Annotated in this window: 32 protein-coding genes and 3 pseudogenes; 26 read left to right on the forward strand and 9 right to left on the reverse strand. The window is 60.1% G+C overall.

All coding sequences use genetic code 11. The features are described from left to right. The first annotated feature begins 29 nt into the window (after positions 1-29). The 10 genes from B4589_RS16665 to B4589_RS16705 all read left to right on the forward strand — a co-directional run bounded on the left by B4589_RS16665 (position 30) and on the right by B4589_RS16705 (position 6,123). Positions 30-563, forward strand: a complete 534-nt coding sequence (locus B4589_RS16665) for a sugar-specific transcriptional regulator TrmB (RefSeq protein WP_079235412.1) — start codon at positions 30-32, stop codon at positions 561-563. A gap of 8 nt (positions 564-571) precedes the next feature. Beyond that, positions 572-1,006 carry a hypothetical protein gene (locus tag B4589_RS18335; protein WP_079235411.1) on the forward strand — a complete coding sequence of 145 codons (435 nt, stop codon included), beginning with the start codon at positions 572-574 and terminating at the stop codon, positions 1,004-1,006. A 128-nt stretch (positions 1,007-1,134) separates the two neighbouring features. Further along, a complete protein-coding gene (locus B4589_RS16670) occupies positions 1,135-1,623 on the forward strand; it encodes a hypothetical protein (RefSeq protein ID WP_255246180.1) in 489 nt (162 codons plus the stop codon). Positions 1,624-1,816: 193 nt separating this feature from the next. Further along, positions 1,817-2,107 (forward strand): hypothetical protein, encoded by a 291-nt coding sequence (locus B4589_RS16675; protein ID WP_079235409.1) that lies wholly within the window; start codon positions 1,817-1,819, stop codon positions 2,105-2,107. Next, positions 2,107-2,433 (forward strand): hypothetical protein, encoded by a 327-nt coding sequence (locus B4589_RS16680; RefSeq protein ID WP_079235408.1) that lies wholly within the window; start codon positions 2,107-2,109, stop codon positions 2,431-2,433. The genes B4589_RS16675 and B4589_RS16680 overlap by 1 nt, the downstream gene beginning before the upstream one ends. Before the next feature lie 71 nt (positions 2,434-2,504). Beyond that, a complete protein-coding gene (locus B4589_RS16685) occupies positions 2,505-2,807 on the forward strand; it encodes a hypothetical protein (RefSeq protein ID WP_058365798.1) in 303 nt (100 codons plus the stop codon). Beyond that, on the forward strand, positions 2,808-3,320 hold the full coding sequence (locus tag B4589_RS16690) for a hypothetical protein (RefSeq protein ID WP_079235407.1): 513 nt from the start codon (positions 2,808-2,810) through the stop codon (positions 3,318-3,320). It begins immediately after the preceding gene. Between the two features lie 31 nt (positions 3,321-3,351). Continuing rightward, a complete protein-coding gene (locus tag B4589_RS16695) occupies positions 3,352-3,681 on the forward strand; it encodes a hypothetical protein (protein WP_079235406.1) in 330 nt (109 codons plus the stop codon). A 561-nt stretch (positions 3,682-4,242) separates the two neighbouring features. After that, positions 4,243-5,322 carry a transcription initiation factor IIB family protein gene (locus tag B4589_RS16700; RefSeq protein WP_079235405.1) on the forward strand — a complete coding sequence of 360 codons (1,080 nt, stop codon included), beginning with the start codon at positions 4,243-4,245 and terminating at the stop codon, positions 5,320-5,322. A 195-nt stretch (positions 5,323-5,517) separates the two neighbouring features. Beyond that, positions 5,518-6,123 carry a hypothetical protein gene (locus tag B4589_RS16705; RefSeq protein WP_079235404.1) on the forward strand — a complete coding sequence of 202 codons (606 nt, stop codon included), beginning with the start codon at positions 5,518-5,520 and terminating at the stop codon, positions 6,121-6,123. Positions 6,124-6,137: 14 nt separating this feature from the next. Here B4589_RS16705 and B4589_RS18080 read toward each other — a convergent pair. Beyond that, positions 6,138-6,218: pseudogene (locus B4589_RS18080) on the reverse strand (DUF1931 domain-containing protein); the annotation flags it as partial. 143 nt (positions 6,219-6,361) lie between these two features. On the opposite strand from B4589_RS18080, the gene B4589_RS16710 reads away from it, so the two are divergent. Next, positions 6,362-6,958, forward strand: a complete 597-nt coding sequence (locus tag B4589_RS16710; RefSeq protein ID WP_079235403.1) for a hypothetical protein — start codon at positions 6,362-6,364, stop codon at positions 6,956-6,958. A gap of 260 nt (positions 6,959-7,218) precedes the next feature. Here the strand turns inward: B4589_RS16710 and B4589_RS16715 are convergent, their stop codons facing one another. Next, complete coding sequence (locus tag B4589_RS16715) at positions 7,219-7,887, reverse strand: hypothetical protein (protein WP_079235402.1); 669 nt, start codon at positions 7,885-7,887, stop codon at positions 7,219-7,221. A 113-nt stretch (positions 7,888-8,000) separates the two neighbouring features. Between B4589_RS16715 and B4589_RS16720 the strand changes: the two genes are divergently transcribed. Next, entirely contained in the window at positions 8,001-8,393 is a 393-nt protein-coding gene (locus B4589_RS16720; protein WP_079235401.1) for a helix-turn-helix domain-containing protein, read from the forward strand. A gap of 302 nt (positions 8,394-8,695) precedes the next feature. Here B4589_RS16720 and B4589_RS16725 read toward each other — a convergent pair whose 3' ends face one another. Beyond that, positions 8,696-9,208: a DUF3368 domain-containing protein gene (locus B4589_RS16725; RefSeq protein WP_079235400.1), complete on the reverse strand. Its 513-nt coding sequence runs from the start codon at positions 9,206-9,208 to the stop codon at positions 8,696-8,698. Continuing rightward, entirely contained in the window at positions 9,209-9,499 is a 291-nt protein-coding gene (locus B4589_RS16730; RefSeq protein WP_079235399.1) for a UPF0175 family protein, read from the reverse strand. 418 nt (positions 9,500-9,917) lie between these two features. Between B4589_RS16730 and B4589_RS16735 the strand changes: the two genes are divergently transcribed. Beyond that, positions 9,918-10,277, forward strand: coding sequence for a helix-turn-helix domain-containing protein (locus B4589_RS16735; RefSeq protein WP_079235398.1), 360 nt, complete (start codon positions 9,918-9,920; stop codon positions 10,275-10,277). Positions 10,278-10,430: 153 nt separating this feature from the next. Next, positions 10,431-10,763, forward strand: coding sequence for a hypothetical protein (locus tag B4589_RS16740; RefSeq protein ID WP_006183391.1), 333 nt, complete (start codon positions 10,431-10,433; stop codon positions 10,761-10,763). A 63-nt stretch (positions 10,764-10,826) separates the two neighbouring features. On the opposite strand, the gene B4589_RS16745 is transcribed toward B4589_RS16740, so the two are convergent. The 3 genes and pseudogenes from B4589_RS16745 to B4589_RS16755 form a co-directional block, all read right to left on the reverse strand. Beyond that, complete coding sequence (locus B4589_RS16745; RefSeq protein WP_079235397.1) at positions 10,827-12,080, reverse strand: RNA-guided endonuclease TnpB family protein; 1,254 nt, start codon at positions 12,078-12,080, stop codon at positions 10,827-10,829. A gap of 203 nt (positions 12,081-12,283) precedes the next feature. Beyond that, positions 12,284-12,697 (reverse strand): annotated as a pseudogene (locus B4589_RS16750) (hypothetical protein); the annotation flags it as partial. Continuing rightward, complete coding sequence (locus B4589_RS16755; protein WP_079235396.1) at positions 12,694-13,617, reverse strand: winged helix-turn-helix domain-containing protein; 924 nt, start codon at positions 13,615-13,617, stop codon at positions 12,694-12,696. The gene B4589_RS16755 and the pseudogene B4589_RS16750, both read right to left, overlap by 4 nt. Positions 13,618-14,355: 738 nt before the next feature. On the opposite strand from B4589_RS16755, the gene B4589_RS16760 reads away from it, so the two are divergent. The 4 genes from B4589_RS16760 to B4589_RS16775 all read left to right on the forward strand — a co-directional run bounded on the left by B4589_RS16760 (position 14,356) and on the right by B4589_RS16775 (position 17,806). Next, complete coding sequence (locus tag B4589_RS16760) at positions 14,356-15,255, forward strand: DNA-binding protein (protein ID WP_079235488.1); 900 nt, start codon at positions 14,356-14,358, stop codon at positions 15,253-15,255. A gap of 230 nt (positions 15,256-15,485) precedes the next feature. Next, on the forward strand, positions 15,486-16,406 hold the full coding sequence (locus B4589_RS16765; RefSeq protein ID WP_079235395.1) for a transcription initiation factor IIB family protein: 921 nt from the start codon (positions 15,486-15,488) through the stop codon (positions 16,404-16,406). Positions 16,407-16,844: 438 nt separating this feature from the next. Further along, positions 16,845-17,357: a winged helix-turn-helix domain-containing protein gene (locus B4589_RS16770; RefSeq protein ID WP_079235394.1), complete on the forward strand. Its 513-nt coding sequence runs from the start codon at positions 16,845-16,847 to the stop codon at positions 17,355-17,357. Further along, positions 17,354-17,806: a hypothetical protein gene (locus B4589_RS16775; protein WP_079235393.1), complete on the forward strand. Its 453-nt coding sequence runs from the start codon at positions 17,354-17,356 to the stop codon at positions 17,804-17,806. Before B4589_RS16770 ends, B4589_RS16775 begins: the two co-directional genes overlap by 4 nt. 7 nt (positions 17,807-17,813) lie before the next feature. On the opposite strand, the gene B4589_RS16780 is transcribed toward B4589_RS16775, so the two are convergent. Beyond that, positions 17,814-18,365, reverse strand: coding sequence for a hypothetical protein (locus tag B4589_RS16780; RefSeq protein ID WP_079235392.1), 552 nt, complete (start codon positions 18,363-18,365; stop codon positions 17,814-17,816). A gap of 198 nt (positions 18,366-18,563) precedes the next feature. Between B4589_RS16780 and B4589_RS16785 the strand changes: the two are divergent. Beyond that, positions 18,564-18,830 (forward strand): annotated as a pseudogene (locus tag B4589_RS16785) (zinc ribbon domain-containing protein); the annotation flags it as partial. Positions 18,831-19,004: 174 nt separating this feature from the next. On the opposite strand, the gene B4589_RS16790 reads toward B4589_RS16785, so the two are convergent. Further along, the gene (locus B4589_RS16790) at positions 19,005-19,229 is read right to left on the reverse strand and encodes a hypothetical protein (protein WP_079235391.1); all 225 of its coding nucleotides are present in this window, start codon (positions 19,227-19,229) and stop codon (positions 19,005-19,007) included. 547 nt (positions 19,230-19,776) lie between these two features. Between B4589_RS16790 and B4589_RS16795 the strand changes: the two genes are divergently transcribed. From B4589_RS16795 to B4589_RS16825, 7 genes are all read left to right on the forward strand, one after another. Continuing rightward, a complete protein-coding gene (locus tag B4589_RS16795; RefSeq protein ID WP_079235389.1) occupies positions 19,777-20,268 on the forward strand; it encodes a hypothetical protein in 492 nt (163 codons plus the stop codon). Between the two features lie 3 nt (positions 20,269-20,271). Next, a complete protein-coding gene (locus B4589_RS16800; RefSeq protein WP_079235388.1) occupies positions 20,272-20,640 on the forward strand; it encodes a hypothetical protein in 369 nt (122 codons plus the stop codon). A gap of 133 nt (positions 20,641-20,773) precedes the next feature. Further along, the gene (locus B4589_RS16805; RefSeq protein ID WP_143414403.1) at positions 20,774-20,929 is read left to right on the forward strand and encodes a DUF2080 family transposase-associated protein; all 156 of its coding nucleotides are present in this window, start codon (positions 20,774-20,776) and stop codon (positions 20,927-20,929) included. Next, on the forward strand, positions 20,926-22,203 hold the full coding sequence (locus B4589_RS16810) for an RNA-guided endonuclease TnpB family protein (RefSeq protein ID WP_079235387.1): 1,278 nt from the start codon (positions 20,926-20,928) through the stop codon (positions 22,201-22,203). The genes B4589_RS16805 and B4589_RS16810 overlap by 4 nt, the downstream gene beginning before the upstream one ends. Before the next feature lie 132 nt (positions 22,204-22,335). Further along, positions 22,336-22,731 carry a hypothetical protein gene (locus tag B4589_RS16815; protein ID WP_079235386.1) on the forward strand — a complete coding sequence of 132 codons (396 nt, stop codon included), beginning with the start codon at positions 22,336-22,338 and terminating at the stop codon, positions 22,729-22,731. 132 nt (positions 22,732-22,863) lie between these two features. Further along, complete coding sequence (locus B4589_RS16820) at positions 22,864-24,102, forward strand: hypothetical protein (protein ID WP_143414402.1); 1,239 nt, start codon at positions 22,864-22,866, stop codon at positions 24,100-24,102. 158 nt (positions 24,103-24,260) lie between these two features. Further along, positions 24,261-24,833 carry a hypothetical protein gene (locus B4589_RS16825; RefSeq protein ID WP_079235384.1) on the forward strand — a complete coding sequence of 191 codons (573 nt, stop codon included), beginning with the start codon at positions 24,261-24,263 and terminating at the stop codon, positions 24,831-24,833. Positions 24,834-24,839 lie beyond the last annotated feature (6 nt).

Raw genomic sequence — 24,839 nt, forward strand, 5'->3', positions numbered from 1 at the left:
ACGATATCCCTCGCGCTGCAAGCCCAAGTATGTCCGAGACAGACGCCGCCGATGGCCCACCGCCCTTCGAGGAGCCGTTCAGCAGCGACGACGTCGAACAGCGCATCTACGGGACCATCCTGCAAACCCGCGAGCCGACGACGGCGAGCGCGATCGCCGACAGCGCCGACTGTGACCCCAAGACCGCCCGGAAGTATCTAGGCTGGTTCGACGACCTCGGCATCGTCACCCGACACGATGGCCATCCAGCCACCTACGAGCGTAATGACGCGTACTTCGAGTGGCGACGAATCAATCAGCTCGCAGCCGACCATTCTGTCGAGGAACTCCAGGATCGCGTTCGTGAGCTGACAACGCGCATCACCGAGTATGAGGAGGCGTACGACGCCGCGTCACCAGCCGCCGTCGACGCCGTCGCCGCCGCGGAGGGCAGCGACGAGCGGACCATCGACGACGTGTACAGCGACCTCGGCGACTGGGCAACGGCCCGCGAAGAGCGAGACCGCTACGAACGGGCGCGCCAGCAACGCACGGGTAGCGAACGCGAACAGGCATCCGGGTAGCTCGCTCGATGGTGCCACCGACAGGTGATGGCGGGAGCCCTGCCCCCATCGATCGCCCAATTCTCGAGTTCCTCCAGACACGGCTCCAAGCCACCGGACAGGTATCCCACGCGGCCATCACGGATGCAAGGGGCCATCTCGAGCTTCAGGTCGTCTTTGCATCGTCGTACTACCCAGCGCCCGTCGACGAAGCAACCCTGACTGTCCGCTGGTACACGAACGACGACTTCACAATCCACTATCGAGAGGTCCATTCGGAGCACACCTGGGAATGCCGATGGGATCGGCATCCGAACCCCCACAATACGCGCGACCACTTCCATCCCCCGCCCACCGCCCCGACGCCCGGTGACGATGACTCCTGGCCGACCGATCATCGTGATGTCCTGCAACTGGTCCTCGACGAGATCGAAGACCGGATCGTAGTACTGTGGAACGAATAAGCGACTGCCCCCGCAGTGGCGTTTATCGCGCCGACCAAGGGTGACGGCGCTCAGCCCGATAGGCACCACCAGGAGTGCCGTCGTGGTGTCCAGCCAGGTGTCAGCTGAGTGCAGTCACAGGTGAATCCATGTCTACGTTCAGTAACTCCGAGACAGCGAGTGCATCGCCGTCAGAAAACCACACGAGGCCACCCCGAGAGACCGAGGACACAGAGCCACAGACATCCTGGCCAGACGATACGAGCAGCGAGCATGGAACGCCAACGCTCAGGATGGACCAATGTCCGGAGTGTGGGAACCGTCGCTTCGTCTCGAAACTCCTTGTGTACGAGGTCACAGACTACGACGAGGGCGGCGAGCAAGAATTCCGCCGCCAGCACGTCCGTGCAGAGTTCGAATACACCTGCAGCGAGTGCCAGACGACACTCCGGACGCTTCCCGCAGAGCGCCGCGATTACTACGACGAAGTCGCGGTCCTCGAAACAGAACGGCGGGCAGCCCTCCGTGATCAACTCCGCCAGCTGGGGAGGCGGGTTTGGCAGCGCCTTGCAGCGCGGACGACGTGGCTGGCACTCGGACTCGTGACTCTCGTGACCGGGCTCGTGATCGCCCTCTAACAGGCCGACAGGGACCGACAGCAAGGGGTGGCTCACAGTAGGTGTTGGAGTAGCGTCATGCTCCCTTCCAACCAGGAACGGCTAGCTGGAGGCAGATCGCTGACGTAGGACATCGTGCCCGCACCGCAGGTGTGTCTATCGGCGCCAGTAGGCGTGAGGCGCGCTCGAAGCGCGTGCAGAAGCGTGAGTTCCTATGTCTGGTCAAGATATCATCGACGACACGACAGGCGACTACGACCGGCTCGAAACCGAACTCGTTGCACAGGACCGGGATGCGTCCCGGGTCGCGACGGCGGACATCGACGAGGCGACTGCCCGCCGTCTCGTTGGCGACCTCGTCGAGGACGATGTGGTGGCGCCGATCCCTGACCAACGCATTCTCGTCCACGAGCCCAGTAGCAAGCCCTTCGAGTCGATCACCCAGCTCGCCGTGTTCCATCGTGGCTGGCAGGCCGCCACCGACGCCGACGCGGAGGACAACTGATGCAACAGACGCTTTCTGGGTGTGGGTTCTGCGATTCACCGCCCGGTGCAGAGATGGGCGAGGCGCATACGTGGGGACAGAACGAACGGGTCACGCACCCAATCTGTGTCGACTGTGCCGTCCAAGAGCGGCCGGATCCTGTGGAGCGCGATCACCACGCCTGCGACGGCTGTGGGCTCGTCGTCAACGCGCTCGCAGCGCTCACGCGCTTCCGTGTGGAACTCGGCCATCTCGAGGGGCCGCTCCAACTGTGTGCTCGCTGTAGCCCTGGTGGGCTCGCGACGTACTGGACGCGTGACCTCACGGAGCACCTCGTGGCCGAGTGACGCTTGGCCGAGTGAGGCTCACATCGTACACACGAAAACGGCTAAGTGCGTTGGCTCACAATGTACACATCATGAGCACCGATAAGAAGCGCGTGCAGTTTCGGGCCCCCGATCGGCTCATCGACCGGGCCGACGCACTGGCCGCCGTCCTCGGGGAAGACCGAACAGACATCCTCGTGACCGCGCTTCGGGAGTACCTCCAAGACGCCGCTCACGACGACGCCCTCACCCAAGAGATCGCCGCCGCCTATTACGACGATGAGATCACCTTCGAGCAACTCAAAGCGCTCGTCGGCGCCGAGGAGGCGGCAAACCTCCGAGTGTTGAAACAGCAGTTGGACGAGGACTTCATCGACGAGGTCGCCGACGCTTAGATGTCGCGGCTTATCGCAGACGCCTCCGCCCTCGTGAGTCTCGGCATCGTTACTGACGACGATCCCGATCCACTCGCACTCTGTCTCTCCCGGTACGAGGTCGTCGTCCCAACGGCGGTCATCGATGAACTCCGAGAGATTGCCTCGTACGATGACGTCCATGGACACGCCGCGTCCGCCGTCCTCGACCAAACGGAGTCATTCACGACACAGTCGGTCGACCTCGATGCCGAGTTTCCGCTCGATGACGGTGAAAACGCGGCGGTCACGCTCGCGAACGATCTCGATGCTGCGCTCTTCCTCTGTGACGAGTTCAACCAACTTGGCTTGATCCACGCCTCACTCGCTGATACCCGACTCGTCACGACACCGACGCTACTCTCGGTTCTCGTTCGAACTGAACACCTATCAGCTGCCGATGCACGGCTGCTCCTCGATGCGATCAGTGACGCCCGTAGCTGGGGCGCGAACAGTTACGTGCAGCGAGCTCGCTCATTGCTCGAAGAGCCCTGACACCATGGAGGATCCTTCGAAGTGATTTGGAATGCCCGATAACCACGCTCTCTACGACGTTCGTGAACGAACCAAGAATCCCGAGCACGCATCAGTTGACGATGTAGTCGAACTCGTACTCGAACGCGCACAGCATCCCCGGACGGAGCACCGGGACGCGCATCTCGACGAGATGATGGCGACTGTCGTCGACAGGTACGGGACCGACCCCGTCCGAACCGTTATCCATCGCATCCTCGTCGACCACCACCCCTTTCGGAGTGCCACGCATGACCTTGAGATGCGTAACGTCGACGGTGTTCGTATCGGGACAGCAGCCGGCCAGTTCCTTACAGAATTGAACGCGCAGCACGACGATTGAAATACAGTTTCTGAAAGCCCTCGGCCGCTCGGCATCCCGCGACCACCGCTGCGCTCCTCGTGCCTGTGGTGCTTGCGGGGTCGGGGGACGACCGAGACGGCCTCGCCCTTTCTGAGTCCGCCAGGACGGTAGCTGGATCGCCGAGTGTCGCGGCCGGCTAGACAGGTGTGTCCGTTATGGCCCGCCCCGCTCGCCGCGTTCCGCCCTCCGCGTCGCTCGCGACCGACCATTCCGGGCGTGCGGGCGCTCTCCGCACCGCTCGCGCCCGTTCCGGGCTAAAATGGATGTGCCCTCGACGCCAGCGGGAAAGCGCGGGGGGTTGCGCGGCGTGGCTGCTCACCCTCCCACGCTTTCTCCGCTGGTCGCTCGCTCCGGGCGGGTCGGCGCGCGGCGCTGGTTGTGCCCCTCCGTGCGGGCGCGCTCTCGCTCGCGCCCAAGAGGGCGCTCGCGAAGGCGCGAGCGAGAGCGCGCAGACGGCTCTGTCGGTCGTGACGTCGGGGATATCCCCGTGCTAGAACACGGGGTGTCGGGCGCTGTGGTGAGCGCCTTCAGGTTACCGCAATGTCGAGTAACAACGCGAGCGAAAAGACGGTTTCGGATGTACAGAGTACAAGCACCGAGGAACGCGGTCACGAGCCCACGATCGAACACGAGCCGTCGGGCCGGTCGGCCTGTCCGGAGTGTGAGGGGCGGGTGATCACCGAAGACGAGCAGTCGTTCTGCACGGACTGCGGGCTGATCGTCGCCGACGAGTGGGTGGACCTGAGCCCGACGCTGAACGACCTAGGCCTGGTTGGAGACGCCGACCAGAGCATCGAGACAGTGGACCCGCTGCGGACGGACAAGGGCCTGCACACGAAGATCGGGAGGAACACCGACGGCCGGGGTAATCCCCTGAGCAACGAGCAGTGGGAGAAGGTCCAGCGGTTGCGGAAGTGGCACAAGCGGATGCAGTTCGGCGAGAAGCGCAAGCGAACGAAGCGGCTCAACGAGGGGCTGCGGGACGTCGAGATGATCGGCGGCAACCTGAACTTGCCGGACCACGTCGTCAAGCAGGCAGCGCAACACCTCCGGAGCGCCTCGGAAGCGCGGCTGCCGGGCGGGCGGATGGCCTGGGAGGCACTCGCCGGCGGCGCCGTCCTCCTGGCCGCGCGGGCCTCATCGGTCGACCGGGACGAGATTGACGTTGCGGTCGCGACGCACACCAAGGCGCCCCACGAGCGGGTGTGCGCTGCGGCGCGGAAGATCCGGTGTGAATGCGGGTTCGACGTGCCGCTCATCAGGCCCAACGCCGTGATGGCGGTCGTCGACGCCCTGGATGACGACGCCATCCCTGGGGCGCGAGCGGTGCGGACGTGGCGGCTGGCCCAACACCTGATGAAACTCGGCGATCAGGTGCCGGTTGGGCCGGGGACGCCACGGTGCACCGTCGCGGCGTCGGCGCTGTACGCGGCGGATCGGCTGCTCTCGCGCAAGCACCTCACCCAAGAGCAGGTCGCCGTGGCGGCGAGCACGATCGTGCCGACGTCCCGAAACCGGATCGCGCGGTACAGTCGGGAGCTCGTCGGCGCCTACGAAGCCGAACACGGCACCGACGACCCGGGTGTCGGCCTCGAGGCGGAACGGGACACCCTGCGCTGAGCGGGGCGCTCCCCCATTTTTTATGGCGACCTCCGCCCGTGGACGCCCCTCCGCCCCACCCACCGCTCCGTGCTCGCTCCCTGCGGTCGCTGCGCGCGCAGCCACAACCTCACTACCACCTGTCTGAAGTCTCATCAACGGGGATAGAGACGGTGTGTGGTTTGTCGCATCCAAGAGGAACGGAGTGAGAGACGAATGAACGCTGTTCCATCATACACAGTCGATAGAGAGACTGCAGCGACGCTCCGAGAATGGTTGTTCGAGCACGCTGTCGAGAAACACGGGGAGTCCGAGATTTCCGAGCCACTCGCCGAACTGGCGGCTGCCATCGACGGCGTGCTCTACGAGGAGGCAGAGGCCGTCGAACTCGGTGCGTGGGCACAGACGAATCCTCTGGGTCACCGAGATGCGTCACACGTCAACAGTAGCTCAGTCGATGGATCCCGATCAGACGACGCACGCGAGCCAGCCGAGCCTGGTGTTCTCGATATGGGCATCAGTAAGCCGGATCGTATCTACGATACGCTTCCCGATTCGGCCTGGCAGCTCGATCACGACCAGTCCGAAACACCCCGAGAAGACACACCGACATCGTCAGCAGCGTCAAACCCACACCCACGGCGACAACACCACCGTCCGTCAGTCCGGTATCGTACCACGTTCGAGTGCTCCGTGTGCAGTGGCATTCGTGAGGTAGAAACCCCGCTTCGAGTCTGTGCGTTCGTCGACGAGTGTCCAACCTGTGGAACCGTCGCTCGATTCACAGCGAGCGGCCCACCCACGCCGCTCAGAGAGGGGTAATCGTCACGCGTCAGTTACAGGTCGCGAGGTTGGATCGTCTTCCGGTCGTTCACCTCAGCTCGTTAGGCAGTATCCTCGAGCAGTTCGGTGACTTCTACAGGCGGTACAGGTCAGGTCGCCTGCGGGCCGGGCCGTCTGGTGGCGTGAAGACTACGTCGACGACGCCGCCGGGTGAGGAACGGAGATCCTCTCGAAGCCCGATCCGAGGAATTACGCCGCCATCCGACCAACAACGTGTATGGATCACACTCGCGAGGTGTTCGCCGACGCGCTCTCCTCGGGCGACACCGAGCGCGTGAATCGGGCGATCGACGAAATCGAGAATACCGAACTCGAGGAACGAGCCGCCCTGTTCGACGAGTGTTTCGAGATGTGTCGCGACCTCTACGAGGCCGACGATGGATACCAGCGACAGTCCGTGATTCGCTTTGCGGCCGGTCTGTATCCGCGCCTGGCCTATCGAACGGTCGGTTCGGACCTCACCGACGAGGCGTTACCGGGTGAGTGGACGCTCGACGAGATCGCGACCCACCGCGAACGACTGTGGGACCTCTACGTGGACGCGCTCCGCGACGACGACGGCCGCGTGCGACGCGCTGCCGCCAAGGCGATCAAGGAACTGGCGCTGACCGCCGAGATACTCGAAGCCGAGGACCAACTCCGGTCCATGATGGACGAACTGGAAGCGCTTGCCGAGGAATATGAGGACTCGAAGCGAAAACACGTCGAGCAGGCCTACGAGAACGTCGCCTTTCACGCGGAGAAGCCGTTTTCCCGACTTCCAGACGGGCTTCGGGACGCGCTCGAAGGTGACGAGCAAAACAGTGGACGGTAGCTCACTCGAATAGACTCGTCTGGAACGTGTGTCGGGGAAAGAGCGTTAGCCGCGGAGTTTTGTGCTCCTGGCGTCATGCATCCAGATATGCCATTCAGCGTGAGTTGGCACACGCTTCTCGACGAGGCAGAGGAACTCCTCTCGGACGCTACTCTCATCACCGACACCCAGGAACACCGCGTGATCAGTGAGTATTAGGAGTCGAGTAACTCTCGGAGCAACTCCGGCGAAGAGGTCTTTCCGGGTGACCGCGAGGCCGATCAGTCCAGACGGTCGAGCGATCCATAGAGCTCCTCGTTCTGAATGTGGGTGCTGAACTGTGCGCAGAGCCGACAGCAGTCCGCGGCATCGGCGAACGTCCGAACACTGGCGTCCCAGCGCGCGTGGACGGCGCCAAGCATCGCACTTCGAACCGATGGTTCGGTCGCGACCATAACCCGTCGCGAACGCGTTGGTGGCGTTGCATCGGCTGCTGATCCCTGCATTCCAGCTGTCGACAGAATATCCTCGAGGACGCTCCCGATCTCGATCCCGACACCGAGGTTGTCGCCGACCTGTGGAGCGATGAAGATCGTTGCATTACTCGCTTGCGCAAAGGCGATACTCTGTGTGGCGGCATCCATCTCGTCGAGCGGAATCCCGACGTCGATTGCGAGAAAAGCATTAAACCCGCGGTCGCGGAGGCAGTCCCGCGTTTCCTGCAGGAGCCGCAACACCTCGTCTTCGGCGTACTCGCCGCTGGTCTCGTCCCACGTCGCAAACGATGGGGCATCGGTTTCGACATCGGCGTCCGCCGGCAGCAGCGCGTCGACGTCGAATGTCCGGTATGGGCCCATCAGATAGACGAGAAACTGTTCCCGCCGGACTGGAGCGAGCGCATCTGAATCACCGGCGGCACGGGGGAGATTGTCGATAATCCGTTGCCGCATTCGACTCGTTGATTCGGAACGGTAATATATAAATCTCGGTGTTTTCAGGAATATTCTAGTCGAGAACGACTAAGTACGTGGCGTCCCAACGTAGGACTTGAGGCACCCCCTAAATGTCCGAAACCGATCGCCAGCCAACAGAGGAGGTTCGTCAGCCGGACCCGCCGCTTCCCGAAGAGAGCGGACTGACGCTCGAGGAGTACCTCGCGATGCAACAGGCGATCGGCCAGCCGACGCGGTTCCGGATCCTCCGCACGCTCGTCGTCAACGACGAACTGAGTGCTGCCGATCTCAAGGCCGCGGTGGATGTCGAATCCCACAATTTCCACTACCATCTCGACGAACTCGTCGACGTCGGGCTCGTCGACAAGCGCCAGCGACGGACCGCTGACAGCCAGGGTTTTTACACGTACTATCGGCCGACGGAAATGGGGCGGGGTATTCTTGAGCACGGTGTCGAAGAGCTGATGCGCCGTGAACGGGAGTTCAACGACGCCTATTCGTAAGCTGCCAGAGGACATTCTCGTCGTCGGTCTCCAGCGACTACTCCAGTCTTTCATCTACCAAGATGGTGCTCCAGATATTAACCAACAAATGTAGGTCATGAATTCGTAACGTTGGTTAATACATTCGGAAAAGTCACCGACGTGCAACAGATTCAGTCAGTTGCAGTGGTAGCGAGGCGAAAATCCACATGTAGTCGAGTGGATGGTATCAGACTAGTAACCATATTCGTGATGGCACTCGAACAGACCAAAGAACGGACTCTCGCTATGGATCGTTCCCTCCGTGCTGCAGCGGGGGCAGATCATTCGGCCAGCGAGTCGAGTTTCTGGACGATCTTCGCGTAGACATCAGGAGCGCAGTACCAGTCCTCGTCGATCATTGCATCAATTACGGTTCGGGCATCGTCGACACTGAGTGTTCCCTCGCTAGCGAGTTTCAGCACGAGATATGCCGTCCCCCGGGTTGTGATTCCCTCAGCCGCTGCGACGTCACGGCCGTACGTCTCATCCATCACGGCCACGCCATCGTGGGTGTCGGCGCAGGCGAGAACAGCGATATCGGCGTCGCTGAGGTTGCTGTTATCCTGGAGACGGGACAGCAGCGGGGTAGTCTCCACTGACACGATATCAAACCTGTCGGCATCGACGCTGCGCTCGATGTGACGGGCGTCCGGATATCCCTGGTCGAGACCGGTTTCGACGACCTCCTCGTAGATGCGTTCAGGAATAATACACGTCGTTTCCAAGTGCTCGACAAGTATGAGTCGGTCGACCTTCGCGAGGTAGATGAGCGGCGTGGTGTCGAAGACCCACATTCACAACGCCTCAAGATCTGCGTCGAGATGGTCGTCCGCCACCCAGGTGATATCACGTTCTTTGGCAAGCTGGACGAAATCCCAGACCGACATCCCGGCCAGCTCAGCCGCCTTGCTGAATGTGATGGATCCGGCCGCAAGCTGATCGAGTGCCTGTTCGCGACGCCACTCTTCGAGCCCCTCGGAGAGGAGTTTCCGAACGGCCGTGCTCCGGTCGAGCTTTTCCTCCTCGAGATATGCCTCGAGTTCGGCTTCCAGCTCGTCGGGAACGCGTGTCGAGATCGTCCCCATACTGTTTACTTCGTATGCAAAGTGTACAAACGCTTCGGTGCTTCCTAGGAAGGCTCCTGTGGGGTGAAGCCCGTCCACGGCCACTGAAGGAAATCCCGCCCTCCTTCTTCGACGCCCATCAACTCACAGTAGGGGACTATCTCGAATGCTTCGTCACAACAGTCCACCCATCAGGTAGTGACGAGTGGATTGTCCCTTATCCAGCGCAGACAGCCCCGCCCACAGGCAGTAATCCGGAATTCGATCCAAACGAAATTCGGGCTACTGTTACGCAATGTGAAATTAAACTGGAGTGATCAGTGACTCATAGTCGGCAGCACGTCCCGCCAGGGATGTATCTGAGCGCAAGAAGGAACCACCCCATCCACGGTAGCAAACATCCCAAATGGCTATATTCCAACACCCCCAACACTAGGTTATGTCGAGCGGTACCATCGATATCGACGAGTTCGAGAACGCTGACGCCGACGAATTCGAGGAGCGGAATGATACCGAGCGAATCGTGCTGTTCCTCGACAAGAATGACGACCGGGCGTGGAAGGCGGCAACGATCGCCGAACAACTCGGGCTGGATACAGACGCCGTCAGTGCGATTCTCTCGCGATTGAAGGAACGCGGTCTCGTGCGGCACAAGCGCCCGTACTGGGCGATCACGGACGACAAGGAACGGCTTCAATCTGCCTACCAGCTCCACCGACACTACGAGACGGCAGACGAACAATACGGTGAGGCACCTCTCGAAGACCTCCAGACCGACGAGATGGAGGACGTACAGTGACTGCGTTCGAGGACTTGCCGAGCACTACCTGACCTCTCTCGTCGACGATCGCACCAAGGATGTGGCCAGCCAGTTGATCGACTACATCTCGTCCTGAGAACCTCCCCTCACGGGCAGCCAGTATTCAAATACTCGTAGTACGATGGTACTACAATGAAATACGCGAGTGTCAGCGTCAAGTTCCCAGTTGAGCTCGACACCGAGATCGAGCGGTTCCTCGATGAAACGGGGATCTACACCAACAAGAGCGAATTCATCAAAGAGGCCTGCCGCGCCCATCTCCGCGAGCTTAATGACGATACAGCGATCGCCGCACTCCGGCTGGAGCAGCTGCTCGCTGAAGCTGAACAGAGCCACGAGTCTGCCAGTGAGATCGCCGCCGAGCTTACAGCACTCGGCGAGAAAGTCGATGCAGACGACCTCGAACGAGCCGTCGAAGAGGCACGAGAGGAGACGTCCGAACAGGTGTACGGGTCCGACGTGTGAAACGTCGACAGTGGATGACATCCTCCGCGCCGTGAACGGCGCGGTTTCCTGAGCGTTAGGAGATTATGGTTCGCAGGCCACCTGCTCTTGTGGGCGTACTCTGCCCGTGGATTTGTCGAACAGGCGAACCGCTGGCTGTGCCATCCAGCCGTTATCCCTATCTCCCCCATCACAGGCGAGATTCGGGAGTACCTTCTGTCGGATGTTTTCGGCTCCGTTCACGTCAGCATTAGCGACCAGCCCACACTCCTCACAGACGTACAGCCCGCGTTCGACACGCTGGCTGCCATCGGTGGTCCCGCAGGAACCACAGGACTTGGACGTACCGCGTTCATCCACGCGCTCAACAGAAATACCGTGTTCAGCGGCTTTGTATGCCAGCATCTTCGTGAACCTGTCGAACGCCCACCCATGTAGATCGAGGTTGCCGTGGTCACCCCAGTCGGTGTCCTCGCGAATACCATTCAGATCCCCCACAGCAATCGTCCCAACGTTTCGGGCGGCGCACTCGACTACTATGTCCTTCGAGACAGCGTGGAAGAAGTGTGTCCGGCGAGTCTCTCGCTTGCGGTCCAGCCGTTGTGCTTTGCGGGAGGAATTATCGTTGCACTTCGCTCGCTCTTTCTGGAAGTAGTAATCGTCCTCTTTGAGTGCGCCACCGGGATACAGCAAAGCGTCGTCGCCAACCGCAACGGCGGCGAAGTTACAAATACCAAGGTCGATACCTGCCACTCGGTCGCCGGGTGCGTCCGAGTCATCAATCTCAACGTTGCAGACGATGTGCAACTCCCATTCGGTGCCGGTCCAGACTGCCCGGACTTGCTGGACGTTCTGGACGGTCACATCCGGGTCAACAGCGTACTCACAGAGAATAAAGTCTCGACGCCCATCTTTCAGATTCCGCCCTTTTGAGAGGCGAATCCGGTTGTGTTTGGGATCGTGGTTGAATCCATCCTCTTTGAACGTGACCGTCGAGCGTGGATGGTCGTCGCCATGTTTGCGGTAGCCGGGTGGGTTCACGTTCTCGTCGCCATTCTCACGGAGTGCATACCACGACTCGAACGCTTCAGCCAATTCTTCGAGAATTGCCTGACTGGATTGTGCGTTCAAATCCGCGTAGCGTTCGTGATTCTTGAGGTACGCTTTGAGAACACCGTGATCTGGTATTGTGCCAGTTTCGGCCCAGATACGGTCACACGTCCACCGGGCGATATTCCAGAGCTTCGAGGCAGCGAATCCGAGCGAATCGAGGTCGTCACGCACCTGTTGATGGTTGCGGATGGAAGCAACGTAGGTGCGAGTGCCCTGATTCGCCATACATAGCCTGTTGTATGCCAGACTGGTAAGTTGTGGGTTATCGGAGTGAAAGTGAACGTAGAATATCCGGCCCGGCTGTTACCTCGTGGTGTCGTATTAGAGCGTACGCGATTCACTCCCGCCCTGCTCAGTCCTCGGTTCCAACAGAGCGTGGGAACGCTCGTCCTTCGCGGAAAGGGCGGGATTCTCTCGCTGTATCAAGATAGGAAGATGTCCTCTGGGCTCACGAGTTCGACCACCAAGTTGCTGGGGTTGAGGTACCGCTCGCTACGCTTCCGAATCCCGTCAGAAAGAACCAGTTTATCGATTACCTGCTGGTGAAAGATGTCGATTCGACACCCATCATCGTTTTCGAGGATTCGCTGAGCACCGAGCGCTTCGTATTCTTCGTCCGGTTCCCGAACGATATCGTAACCAAGTTCGAGCAGTACTGCTTGGAACTGCCCGAGGTCATCACCGGATGCGACGATGAGATCGATATCCTTGGTAGTGGTCTTGAGATCCTGGAACGCCATTGCCCCACCGCCGATCAAGAAGACAGTGAGCGGGTCGTCTAGCTGCTCGCCGATGCGCTCGAGCTCCGACCGAATGTACGAACTGTCGAATCGCGCCCTCATGCTGACACCCCGTAGTCCTCAGCCAATTCTTGGAATTCTTCCCACTCGGGAAGTCGAGATGCCCGCTCCTCGCCACTCGTGTCGAGGTACGTGAGCAAGTCCTCGACGAGATCGTCGACGCCGTACTTTGTGGCCTGGTCACGCAGTTCGTCACGGTCGACGTCAACGTGGCTGAGCAGGAGCAGACAGTATGACTGGGTACGTGCGCCCGAATCGATTACGAGCATATGACAGCACAGCATCGCCGGCGAGAGATCATTCATCGTCTCTGAATGGAAATAGTACCGACGGTCGCGAACCAGAAGGGGCAGGTCGTAGGTCTGGAAACACTCTGGCCCCGTCGAAAGGAAGTCCTCGGCGGGAATCTCATCTGCGGTCTGGACGAGGAACTCGTCGAGTGACTCCCAGAGAATCGTGTAGATGTCGGTGTGTTGTTCGACGGTCTGGCGATGGTCGTGGTGAACGAGTTCCCGAGCAAGCGTACTCAGTTGTTCGAATCCCTCGTTCAGCACATATGCATCCTCGTCAGTTTCGTAGATGATCCCTCGATGCTGAAGTGGATCGAGGGCGCGATGGACGGTACTCCTATGAATGTTGGCCCGGCGTGCGAGCTCCATTACGACCCGCGGTGTTTCAAGATAGTAGAGAACGCGGAGCGTCGCACCCGACAACAGTTCAGGCCAGTCGATGTGCGAATACTCTTGGGTGATGTCTGCGAGAAGTTCGAGTGCTTTCGCGTCCGATGGCCGGATCTGCTTTGTTTTCCCTTGTCGACGCGTCTCGACGAGTCCGGTCGCTTCGAGACGATCGACAAGTTCAGACGTGTAGCTGAGACTGCGGTCCAACTGGGTCGCAAATTCGGAGACTGTCTGCTCACCGTGAAGGACGGTGAGCGCGCGAACCTCGCCTTCGGTAAGCATCTGTTGCGTAGATACGAACCGATATTTAAATAACTTCGCTATCTCGCAACGAGTATGATTGACTCAGCTGAGGTTGCTGGGTGAGAAACACGATGAAGGCCCTCGGCCGTTCACGGGCGGCGCGCCGCCCATTAGCTCGGGAGAGCCTGCTCTCCCGGTGACCGAGACGGCCTCGCCCTTTCTGAGTCCGCCAGGGCAGTAGTTGGGTCGCTGAGTGTCGCGGCTGGGTGGACAGGTGTGTCCGTTATGGCCCGCCCCGCTCGCCGCGTTCCGCCCTCCGCGTCGCTCGCGACCGACCATTCCGGGCGTGCGGGCGCTCTCCGCACCGCCCGCGCCCGTTCCGGGCTAAAATGGATGTGCCCTCGGCGCCAGCGGGTATCCCCGTCGGTTGCGCCCCTTGCGGGCTTTCGCGTTCCAGCGCTTGGTGCCGCCTGCGCTGTCGCGCGCCACACCGCGGCGCGCGTTCTCGGCGACAGTCGCCCTGGACACGGACCCGCACATCGGGCCGGACACGAGCGGGCATATCCCGCTGGCCGCTCGCTCCGGGCGGGTCGGCGCGCGGTGCTGGTTGGGGCCACCGCATGCAGGCGCGCTCTCGCTCGCGCCCACAGGGCGCTCGCGAAGGCGCGAGCGAGAGCGCGCAGATGGTTCTGTCGGTCGGTGTCGTCGAGGAAATCCGCGATGTAGAGGCATCGCGGTGTCGGGCGCGTGAGCGCCTTCAGGTCTGTGGTGAGACCAATGTCAAGTAACAACGTTACCAGTAATGTAGTTTCGGTCGATGAACAGGCATTCGAGAAAGCGGGCGGTCAGGCGGTCGATGAGGACGGCTTCCCGGTCGTCGACGAGACGCCGGAGTTCGAGGCCGCGGTCGAGCAGGAGACGCAGGCGAAGGTGGATGCGAACCACCCGGACGGGATCGCGGACACGAGCGAGGACCGGATTCACGGTGTCACCCTCGCACAGGAGGAGCGCATTCGGGCGCGGGAAGCCGAACTGGAGCGCATCAGTGCCCAGGCCGAGCTGGGAACGCAGGACGGTCGGGAGGAACGGACGCGGGAGGTCGCCGCGCAAGGAAGTACGAAGCGTCGCCGGGAGTTCCAGAAGCGTGCCGCGAGCGTGGACCCGATGGCCGACCCCGAACGGGATGATCCCCGGGCGGAGCTCTCCCAGGATGAACTGGCGACGGTAAACACGGAAGCGGACCGACTCGCAACGCGGTTGGATGGCTGGTCGCGTGCGGCGATCAGTCGACGCCTGGCCGAAGCGGTCGTCGACGGCACAGACATGACGAGTGCGGTCGTGCGGGTGTTCGAGGAGTTGCAGACGGCTCCGGGAGGCACCGTGCCCATCGACGCCCTCGAGGACGTCGATCGCGGCACCGTCACGATCGAAGGCCATGTGAAGACCCTCTGGGACAGTGATTCACCGGCCATCCAGCAAGTCGGGCTGATCGCGGACGAGAGCGGGCAAACGAAGGTGACGATCTGGAAGGCATCGGACGCACCGTGGATCGAAGAAGGCGAGAGGGTGCGCATCCACGAGGCGGCCACGAACTGGTACGAGGGCCGGATTTCGGTGGCTGTGACGGGGTGGAGCATCATCCACTTCCCGGAGCGCGGTCGCTGGTGGGAAGCATAGCCAGTCGGAGCAACCTTCTTTTTTGCTGTGTGCCGGACCGACCCTGACCCCGCCGCCCCACCCTCCGCTCCGTGCTCGCTCCTACCGTCGCTGCGCGCGCAGCCACGACCTCGAGATCGGGTCTGAGATTTATCCCTCAAACCGCGGCAAGGGGTGCGCGACCAGGTTTGTTTCCCCCACGAGGGGTGCGGGGCGCGCCGAACTGGCGTGCCCTCGATCAGGTGAGACCGATGACGACGAGTGAACCCTACGAGCGTGCGTTCGACGAAGATGTCCAGCGTGGTACAACTGAGCCGTGTCCCGAGTGTGGGGGCCCGGTACGAACGAATGCAGCCGAAACGGTGTGTGCAGATTGCGGACTCGTCATCGACGAGCAGTCGATCGACCGCGGACCGGAGTGGTACGGCGACGACGATTCGGCAAAGCGAACAGGGGCACCACTCACTCCAGCACGGCACGACCGCGGACTATCGACGGTAATCGGCACCGGACGAGGCGCGACGGATACTGACGCCTCGAGCCAGAAGCGGCGGCGCCTTGCGCGGATGCGTCGCGAGCAGTCCCGAGGACGCTGGCGATCCAAGCAGGAGCGCAACCTCGGGCACGGCCTCACGGAGATCCGACGGATCACGAGTGCACTCGGGCTCGCGGATTCAGTACGTGACCAAGCGTGCCAGCTGTTCCGGACGGCACAGAACGAACGACTCCTCAAAGGACGATCCATCGAGGCGGTGGCGGCGGCGAGCGTCTTCGGCGCCTGTCGGTGCAACGGACAATCGTGGCTCATCGCCGACGTGGCGCCGATGGCACAAGTTCCGCAGGATCGTGTCGAGAACGCCTACACCGTGCTCAACGAGGAGCTGGGCCTCCCGACGCCGCCAGTACGACCGACACAGTTCGTCCCCCGGCTCGCCTCCGACCTCGGCTGCACCGACATCGTTCGACGTCGGGCGGAGACGCTTGCTACGCAGGCCGTCGACGCCGGCGTCACGACTGGCGTACATCCAGCGGGATTCGCTGCCGGCTGCCTGTACATGGCGGCGTGTGCCCACGATGCGCCGTTGACGCAAGCTGCCGCCGCGGCGGCGGCAGGGGTGACGGTTGAGACAGTCCGGAATCATCGCGACACGTTGCTTTCCGTCGTGGAGTAAGGCGGTATTGGCCTTCGAACTTCAGAATCACTGTCGGTTTTTAACCAACAGTACAAACGAGAAATCACGGATTTGTTGGTTAACACTTCCCCAAAGCCCACTCCTTTAGGAATGGGAGGCCGTCAAAGAATTCTCAGAGTCTTTTTGTCACCAATAGTTGCGCTTCTACCGGGTAATCACGGTGTTCAAGACGATATTTGCCAGCAGGGTAGTTTGTTGGGAGAACAGCAGCCCTCATTTTGCTGGATTCCGGACCGGCCCAAGCCCCACCGCCCCCCCTCCGCTCCGTGCTCGCTCCGTGAGACTCGCCTCGCTCGTCTCACGTGCCCTCGTTCGCTGCGCTCACGAGGACTTCGCTGCGCGCGCAGCCACAACCGTTAGGAAGAACGGATAATTTCCTCAGAAAACTATTTGCGCACGCAATACGTAGCACCCAGTATGACCGAGACGTGGGATGACGTCAACGAACAGGTCAAAGCGGACTGGAAAGACGACACAACACCGTTTGAACGTGTGTACGAAATCGTCGAACAGACCCACGACGGGCAGTCGGCTGCCGAGATCGCCGATCGAGCGCTCGTGAGTGAGCCGACGGCACGTCGCCACTGCAAGACGCTGGTGAACACAGGGTTCGCCGAGACGGAACCGGACGGCCAAACGACGCTGTACAAGCGCAATAGCGACCGGGTGTTGATGTCCCGGATTCGCGAGTTGCGTGAGGAAGTCGACCGGCCGAAGTTACTCGACAGTATCCAAGAGATGAAGGCCGAGATCCGGCGCTATGAGGATCGCTACGATGTGGTCTCACCCGAGGAACTCGCCCAACAACTCGACGCCGACGAGACGGCAGGCTGGGACGACCTCACCGCGTGGCGGACGACGCGACAGAATCTCGCCGTCGCGCAAGCTGCACTCGCCTACGATGAGGCCAGCCACCAGCTCGCCGTATGAGCGGTAACGACCGTGCCGGTGAGTTCGGGCCGATCTATCTTCCGGCGCTCCAGCGGATTCGTGACCTTTGGCTCGAACTCGAGCCGCTCGTCGACGCCACGGCGTACGACGATGTTGTCGCCCCCACGGAACTGCAGATCAGTCTCAGCGATGGGCTCGGCGACGCCGAGAGCGCTCGGCTCGATATCCAGTGGAGCGAACTGGGGATGTATTCGTTCCACTACGTCGATAGCGACGGCGTCAATTGGCGCTTCGATCGCCACCCGAACACACACTCTCCCGAGATCCATTTCCATCCGCCGTCGGAGGCGGCGACAACGGACGCCGAGCCGTCCTGTATCGACGTGACCGAGGTGTCACTCGTAACGCGTGCAGTTCATGCGATGTGGCGGGCAGCGTACGAGGACGACGATGGAGAGCAGCTGAATAGCGCCTCAAACCCGCCATGAGGCGGGATTAGCGGATGGCACGGTCAGCCACGTCCATCATCTGCTCACGAGCGGCTTCGACATCCGAGTAGAGCGCCAACGCGTGCTTGATGAGGCGACGGTCTTCCAGATTCTCCTCCCACTGCGTGATCACGTCGCGACGGTCGCGGAGCTCGGCACTTGCAAGGTCACCGTCAGCGAGCGACTGTTCGAGCTCCTCCCACGTCTCAACGTCGTAGGTCGCCTGCCACTCCTCGATCTCCTCGGTGATCGCGGCCAATTCGTTGCGCAGCTCTTCGCGCGTGTTCTCCTCGATGAGCGTCCGGATCTCCTCGAAGAGCAGGCGCGTATAGTCCGGCTGGTAGCGCGTCGTCTCACCGGCCTCGACGCGGCGCAGCTGGCCCTGGTCGACGAGATCCTGGAGTTCCTCGTTGGTCGTATTCCAGGCAGCGTCGGCCTGCTCGCTAATCCAGTTGACCGACCGCGGTTCGCGAAGCGTCTCAGCGACCGCACGAATACGGTCGCGTGCGCTCATCGACTCACTCCACGACTGGACCCCATCTCGCGAGGATTCGGACATGCGTGGCACCTCTTACGACAGTGTTGGCGCTGAACTCGCATATGTTTGTACCCTCTTGCATAACCAAGAGTACGTTGCGAGCGAGAACGTCCGGACGTTGAAATGCGATACCGACAGAAGCTATGAGCCAACCGATGCACAACCGATATACTGACTTAGCAGAACTGCGGCCAACCGGCGAGGCGTCCCACATTCCGGACACGAGGCTGGACGAGCCAGACGTGTCCGGAGTGCGGAGAGCAGGACGGGACGGTTCGGCATCGAGAGACACTGACCTGTCCCTGCGGGTTCGAGGGACACGCCGATCTCACAGCCGCAGAGACGTTCCTCCGGCGGAACACCGAGCAGCAAGTCAGGCCGATGGCGCGGCCCGTGCGGTTCCAGTGGGACAATCACGAGTGGCGTTCGACCACAGACGCCCCTGAACTCGGGACAAATCCCAAAGAACAGCGCACAAACCCGTAAGTCACTCCCGTGGACCATCGTCCAGCGTGGAGGAGCCTCACTTCAAGGTGGACGTCAATACGTTACATTCGACGAGGACGAGAGAATTGACGCAATCAGGGATATTGGTCCTATTTGATTAAGAGGAGTACGCAGTGTTGTATTCAGGCGTCTGGATTCCGAACGGGCCCGGTTCTACTCCGTTAGGGGGAGTACGATTCCGAACAGAATGGGGCTCGTGGCGAACAGTAGTAGCCCTACCCCGGCAAGCAAGAGGAATAACGTCTCCTCCCAGCCCGGCACCGAGATGTAGTTCTCTGCGAGGTATCCTCCGAGTTCACCCACAAACATGAGAACCAACCCGACCAGCACGCCCCGCTTGACGAACGACGGATAGTCAATATTTCCGTATCTCCCCATATCGCGTCGGGAAACGGAATGCTGACGTTTACCTCTTTCGAGGTCGAAAGCGATTTTACCGATAGCACGAACGTTAGTACATGACTTCGGGAGTATGGGAGATTGGGATTGAAGTCGTCACACTATTCGCTTACGCACTCGTTTCCGGGATACTGACCTATGTGGGTGTCCTCTCCGAACAGTTGGCCGTTGAGACGTTCACCACCGGCCCAACACCGTTGGCGATTTGGTTTCTAATGCTGGGCACGGTCGCTCTATACGGTGGCGTGGTCGCAGTAGGCCGAGATCTGTTGCTTTCGCAGTTATTTGCCCTGATGAGTTGAACCGGCTGAGGTCTTGCTATATCTGGCTCTGTCGGAAGTCTCAGAGTGACTGAATCACTGTGGGCCGGTAAGGACATTTTCTGTACTGAGCGAATCTATCCTTCTGAGTGAGGCCTGTTCCGTACTGCCTCTGAATCATCGTCTTCTCCGGTAGCTGTCTATTCGCGCCAGCAAGAGAATGGCGCGCTTCGGTGACTGTACCGACGGGCGTTGGAGTGGTTCAGATGCATATGGTCATCTACGCGCTCGTAGAGGCATCGACAGAAAACGAAGCATTGGCTACAGGGAAAACGGTGTTCAATCGGTTAGTCGGCTCTGAGCCGCATTCCTGCGCAGTATTCGACTATTTCGTGACCTTCAACGAGGAGGACACGTCCGTTGCGGGGAAGGCGCGATGGGGTGAGCTCCCGACTGCAGCCCCCGTCGCCTCTGATGACGGCCAAGACCTGCTCGAGCGTGGCTGGAAGGCGACGAAGGAGGAATTCAAGCGTAATCTCGACCGGGTGAAGGAGGCCGTCGACGAGCTCTCCGACGAGGAGATCATGCGCGACGAGGACCTCGTCCGGCACGCCTTCCACCAGGTCGGTGCGTACGACGGCCCGACGATCTTCCTGTACACCGAACACGGAACCGGCATTCGCCACCGAGGACAGCTGGATCGACTCCTCGAGGAGAGTGAAGAGCTCTGGATCGTGCCCGCTGACGTCCACTTCTGAATAATGCCCAGGATCACCAACTGGCGACGCGAGAGCCGCTCGCCGACGCTTGCGTATCGGAACACCGAGACCGGTGCGCGAGCCGTCCTGCATCGAGCCCCGGATTCCTACCGGTACAAGTGGCGCGGAGCAATCCTCATCGACGGCTACCCGGTGTGGTCGCGGGGGTACGAGACGAAGGACGCGACGTCGTTCCGTGACGAACTCCGGGAGCGGCCGGTCCCGGACCTCAGCTGCCCGGAGTGTCCGAACGACGACGTTCGCGTCGGCGAGAAGGCAGCAGACGGGGCGAAAGTCCAGCGATGGTACGACTGCCCCGACTGTGGGTACGAAGCCCCCTCACGCATCGTCTACAGACGGATTACGCCGTGACTCAGGGCTTAGCTTCGAGAGTGATGGCCGTACGTTCCGCTAAGGAACAGGTGTGCGTGGTTCGTTCGCTTCTCGCTTATATGGAGGATCAGCCACCGATCCAATTAAGTATATCCAAAGGATATACACCGATATGGCGAATCGGTTTCAAATCGACGGCGAGGAAGTTCTCGACGGCCAAGTCAAGGAGTTCGGGAACAGCGCCCACGTCACCGTCCCCAAACGCTGGCGTGGGGCTGACGTGAAAGTCGTCCGTACCTCAGAACCAACCGAACAAGACGAAGAATGACTGATTCACAGGCTCTCATCAAGACGCTGGACTTCCAGCTCGACATCCAGAGCGACAATGAGAGCCTGCTGTACGACGCCACCCTCGAAGCGAGGTCGGTATACAACCAATCTATCCGACTCGCCAAGGAAGGTGTGGATTGGGACGCCATTCCCGACCGCGTGGCCAGGGACGCCAGCCTCGTGAAAAACACGATGCAGCGCGTCGTCGCCAAAGCACTCGGTGCGATGGAGAACTACTACGAGTATGACGACTACAACAAACCCAGCCACACCAAAGACGGAATGTACCCGCTCCGGGCGAATTACGAGGAGGGGTACAACCTGTCACTCACCGACGACGGCGACGTGGCGTTCCGGATCAGCGCGAAGCCCTACAAGCACGTCAAGGGCGTCCTCGATGGTGATGACGCTCATCTCGACATTCTCAAGACCGCACTCGAAAGCGATGCGTGGACGATTGGGACGGCGGAAGCCCTGTTCCGGAACGGCAACGCCGAGCTGCACATCAACGTTACCAGCTCCGAGGGGACCGTTCGAGACAAGGGAAATTCACGGACAGTCGTTGGCGTGGATGTCAACGAGGATAATGTGGCGCTGACTGCACTCTCCGAGGGCAGTGTCGAGGACACAGTCGTTATCGAATTTCCGGACATCAAGTTCAAGCGCCACCGCTATTTCACGATGCGGAAGCGCGTGCAGAACGCGAGGAAGGACAGCATCCACGACACGTTGGAAGGACGTGAGGAACGGTTTGTCCGCGACCGACTCCACAAAGTGAGTCGTCATATCGTCGAGTGGAGCCGTCAGTTCGAGAAGCCGTGCATCGTCTTTGAAGACCTCAAAGAGATGCGCGACGGCCTCGACTACGGCACGCGGATGAACCGACGCTTGCACCGCCTCCCGTTCCGCGCGCTTCAGCACTACACGTCCTACAAGGCAGCATTCGCGAGTATTCCGACGGCTTGGATCAATCCCGAATACACGAGTCAATGCTGTCCGATGTGCGGCCATACGGAACGATCGAACCGTCACAAGAAGCGGTTCAAGTGCCAGTCCTGTTCGCATCAAGATCACGCCGACCGGAGTGCAAGCGTGAATATCGCCGTGAAAGGTATCGAAGAGCATCAAGAGTGGACTGTGCCTGCTCTCAACAGCCTTCCCACTGTGCGGACGGTGCGACGGCAGGCATCGGGGGCCGTGGACGCCCCGACCGTGACCCACGATGCCGTTCGAGGCTATCAGACCGATGGCGTCGTGGGAGTGTCCGACTAATCCACGGGAAGTTTCGAGGACCGATCTCGAGACAGTTCACGGCGCCGAACGGTGAGCGGGTGGATCCCCGCTGGCCGCTGTTTTTCGGCCGGGCACGAGGTGGTGGCCCGGTACGACCGGGTGAGTCAACCAATGAGTCTCGAAGTACTTGACCGACACAGCGAGGCACTGTTCGAGTTCCTCTGGTGTCCCGTCTGCGGGCAGGAGGTCTTCACTCACATCCCGTTCGAGGGGGTGTTCTGCAAGAACTGCAACACCCAGGTCGAACTCCAGGAATCCCGAGAGACACGCGGCTACGAGGAGGCCGTGCTCGCCTGCTTCGATACAACCACGACCTGGAACCTTCACATCGACGATAAACTGCGCCGCGACCTGCCTGGTGGGTCGGCGCGCGTGAAGATCCTCGGCGCACCGGGCGCCTACGAGGTCGACTGGTGGAGTCCAGAGTCGGGTGAAGACTGGGAACCTGTAGAGCGCGGGGAGTTCGACGACGTCGAGCCGCCAGACGAAGTCTCCCATCTTGCGTAGTCGACTCGGCCAATTGCTGAAATGTCCATAAGTAAGGACTGACGAAGCCTTCCCCCTAACTTGTGACCATTCTTTAGTTTATGGTTTGGGAAGTCCGCCAAGTTAATGAGAAATCGTTGTTACAGAGAGCCCATGAATGAAAAGTGGGATAATATTTTTCTCTATCAGCATGCAGGAGATGATACTAATAAGCAACTAGAGAATAACATCACAAAGAATCTACTAAAGGTTGTTCAAGATACCGACAGTCAGTTGTTACGGTGGCTTCTTTCAAGGGGGTTCCCGGACGAGCAATGGACAGACTACAAACTGTCAAGTGTTGACTCTCAAGTCTCCCTTCATACTGGTTCAGTACAGGAAAAATTAGAAGCGGGAGGGGAAGGATATCTCCTTGGAATTTCTCGTTACGGAGAGGAAGTCGCAACAGAAACCGATCCAGACCAGACCGCCGACAGCACAATAGACGGGTATCTTGAACTTGTTGGACCAGACAACCGGTCTCGTCTTATCGGAATCGAAGTGAAAACTTACAGTGATCAGCTTCGCGCTGGCCAGATGTCTAAATACCGTCATTGGTTAGGAATTCCCCGAAACCCGGAATCACCACGTTTGGGGACCGTTACTTGGGGCGCGATCTATGCGGCGCTAAATGATGCGGTCAAAGCGCAAAATAGTGCTAATACACCTCGCCCAGAGATGGGGAAAGATCCGTATCTGTGGAAGGAGTTTGGACAAGCTCTTCTCTACGATCAGCTTGAGGTAATAGTCGCTGAAAACAATGAAGCCCCGCATAAGCGTATGTGGATGCGGCCTTCTCCAGACTCCTCAGACACGAACTCTAGCTATGAAATCACAATCACCTGGGAGGATTCTAACAATGCCACAAAATCTCGACTTGGATGGATGTCCACGACTGAATTTGAGGAATTACTGAACCAGGTACCATTATCGGTTCGGAAAGCGGCTTTCGGCGATCCTTCAGTATCCTACCCGCGATTTCTTGATGCGCTCTATGAAGTTGACGAGTATTCAAATATACAGAATCAGACGACTAAGAATATTGCTCGGACAGCCCTGACAGACGGTTCTGAGAGGGCATTCCGGATGAAATGGCTTACTAACGATGAAACTGGCGAAGTTGTCAGTGAAGTACCTCATTTTCGGATTGTCAAATACTACAAATCAGGGAACTACGCACAAGGATCGGCTCCTAATTTAGATCCAGATGCGTTCGAATCTCTTTTCGAAAGTATCCCGATGGATATCCGACGACAGGCCCTTGTCGGGAATCCAGAACCAGATGTATCGGTACTTTGGGAGATGACAGTTGAAGATACGACCAATCTTACTGATCCTCGGATTTCAGATTGAAAATATGAGCAGTAATTTACTGACGAGGACATCTGAATGTTAAATATCCCGATATGACTTGAAGGTTCCGTAGCTCGTTGCAAGTTGACGTCTACAGATATGTGATCTTGTTTCTGCGCCGGCGATGGGTGCCGGCGCACACGCGTCGGCGGTGATCGATGTCGACACGAAGTCAACTCCGATTCATCCAACGGATCGAGCCCGCAATCGAACAGTCCGAAACCGACCGCATCGCACAGATCTACCGTCACTCGGATGGCTATCCCGACAGCGTCCTCCGTGACCTTGTCCAGCTAAAGGAGCTGCTCGACGAGACACGAACAGAGCGCGGGCCTGCGTACGCCGCTGCCCAGTTCCTGTTTCTCGACACGCTCTCGACGATGACCCTCTACGTGGACGAAGGGCGTGACCGGAGCATCCACGCTGACCACCCCTCGGATCTCCTCGAGCCGGACAATATGGAGCACCTCGACCGGCCGATGTTCCTGCTCGGACACGGCGTCGAGAACCCAGCCGACGGCATTCACGGCGACGAGGAGTACCTCTACGTCGTCGAGCTCCCGACCCGGAACCCGTTCGAGGAGCCGTCCGAGTGGACCGTCAAGGTGAGTGGTCACTCCGCCTTCCCGCGCTGGGATGGTCCGACCGAGGAAGCCTTCGAGCGGGCCAGCTGGCAGTTCCACGGCCCGCTTGAGCAGGCGCTCGAAGAGATCGTCGCTGAGCCGGCGTGAACGCTT

The organism is Halolamina sp. CBA1230 (genome assembly GCF_002025255.2).
Classification (GTDB): Archaea; Halobacteriota; Halobacteria; order Halobacteriales; family Haloferacaceae; genus Halolamina.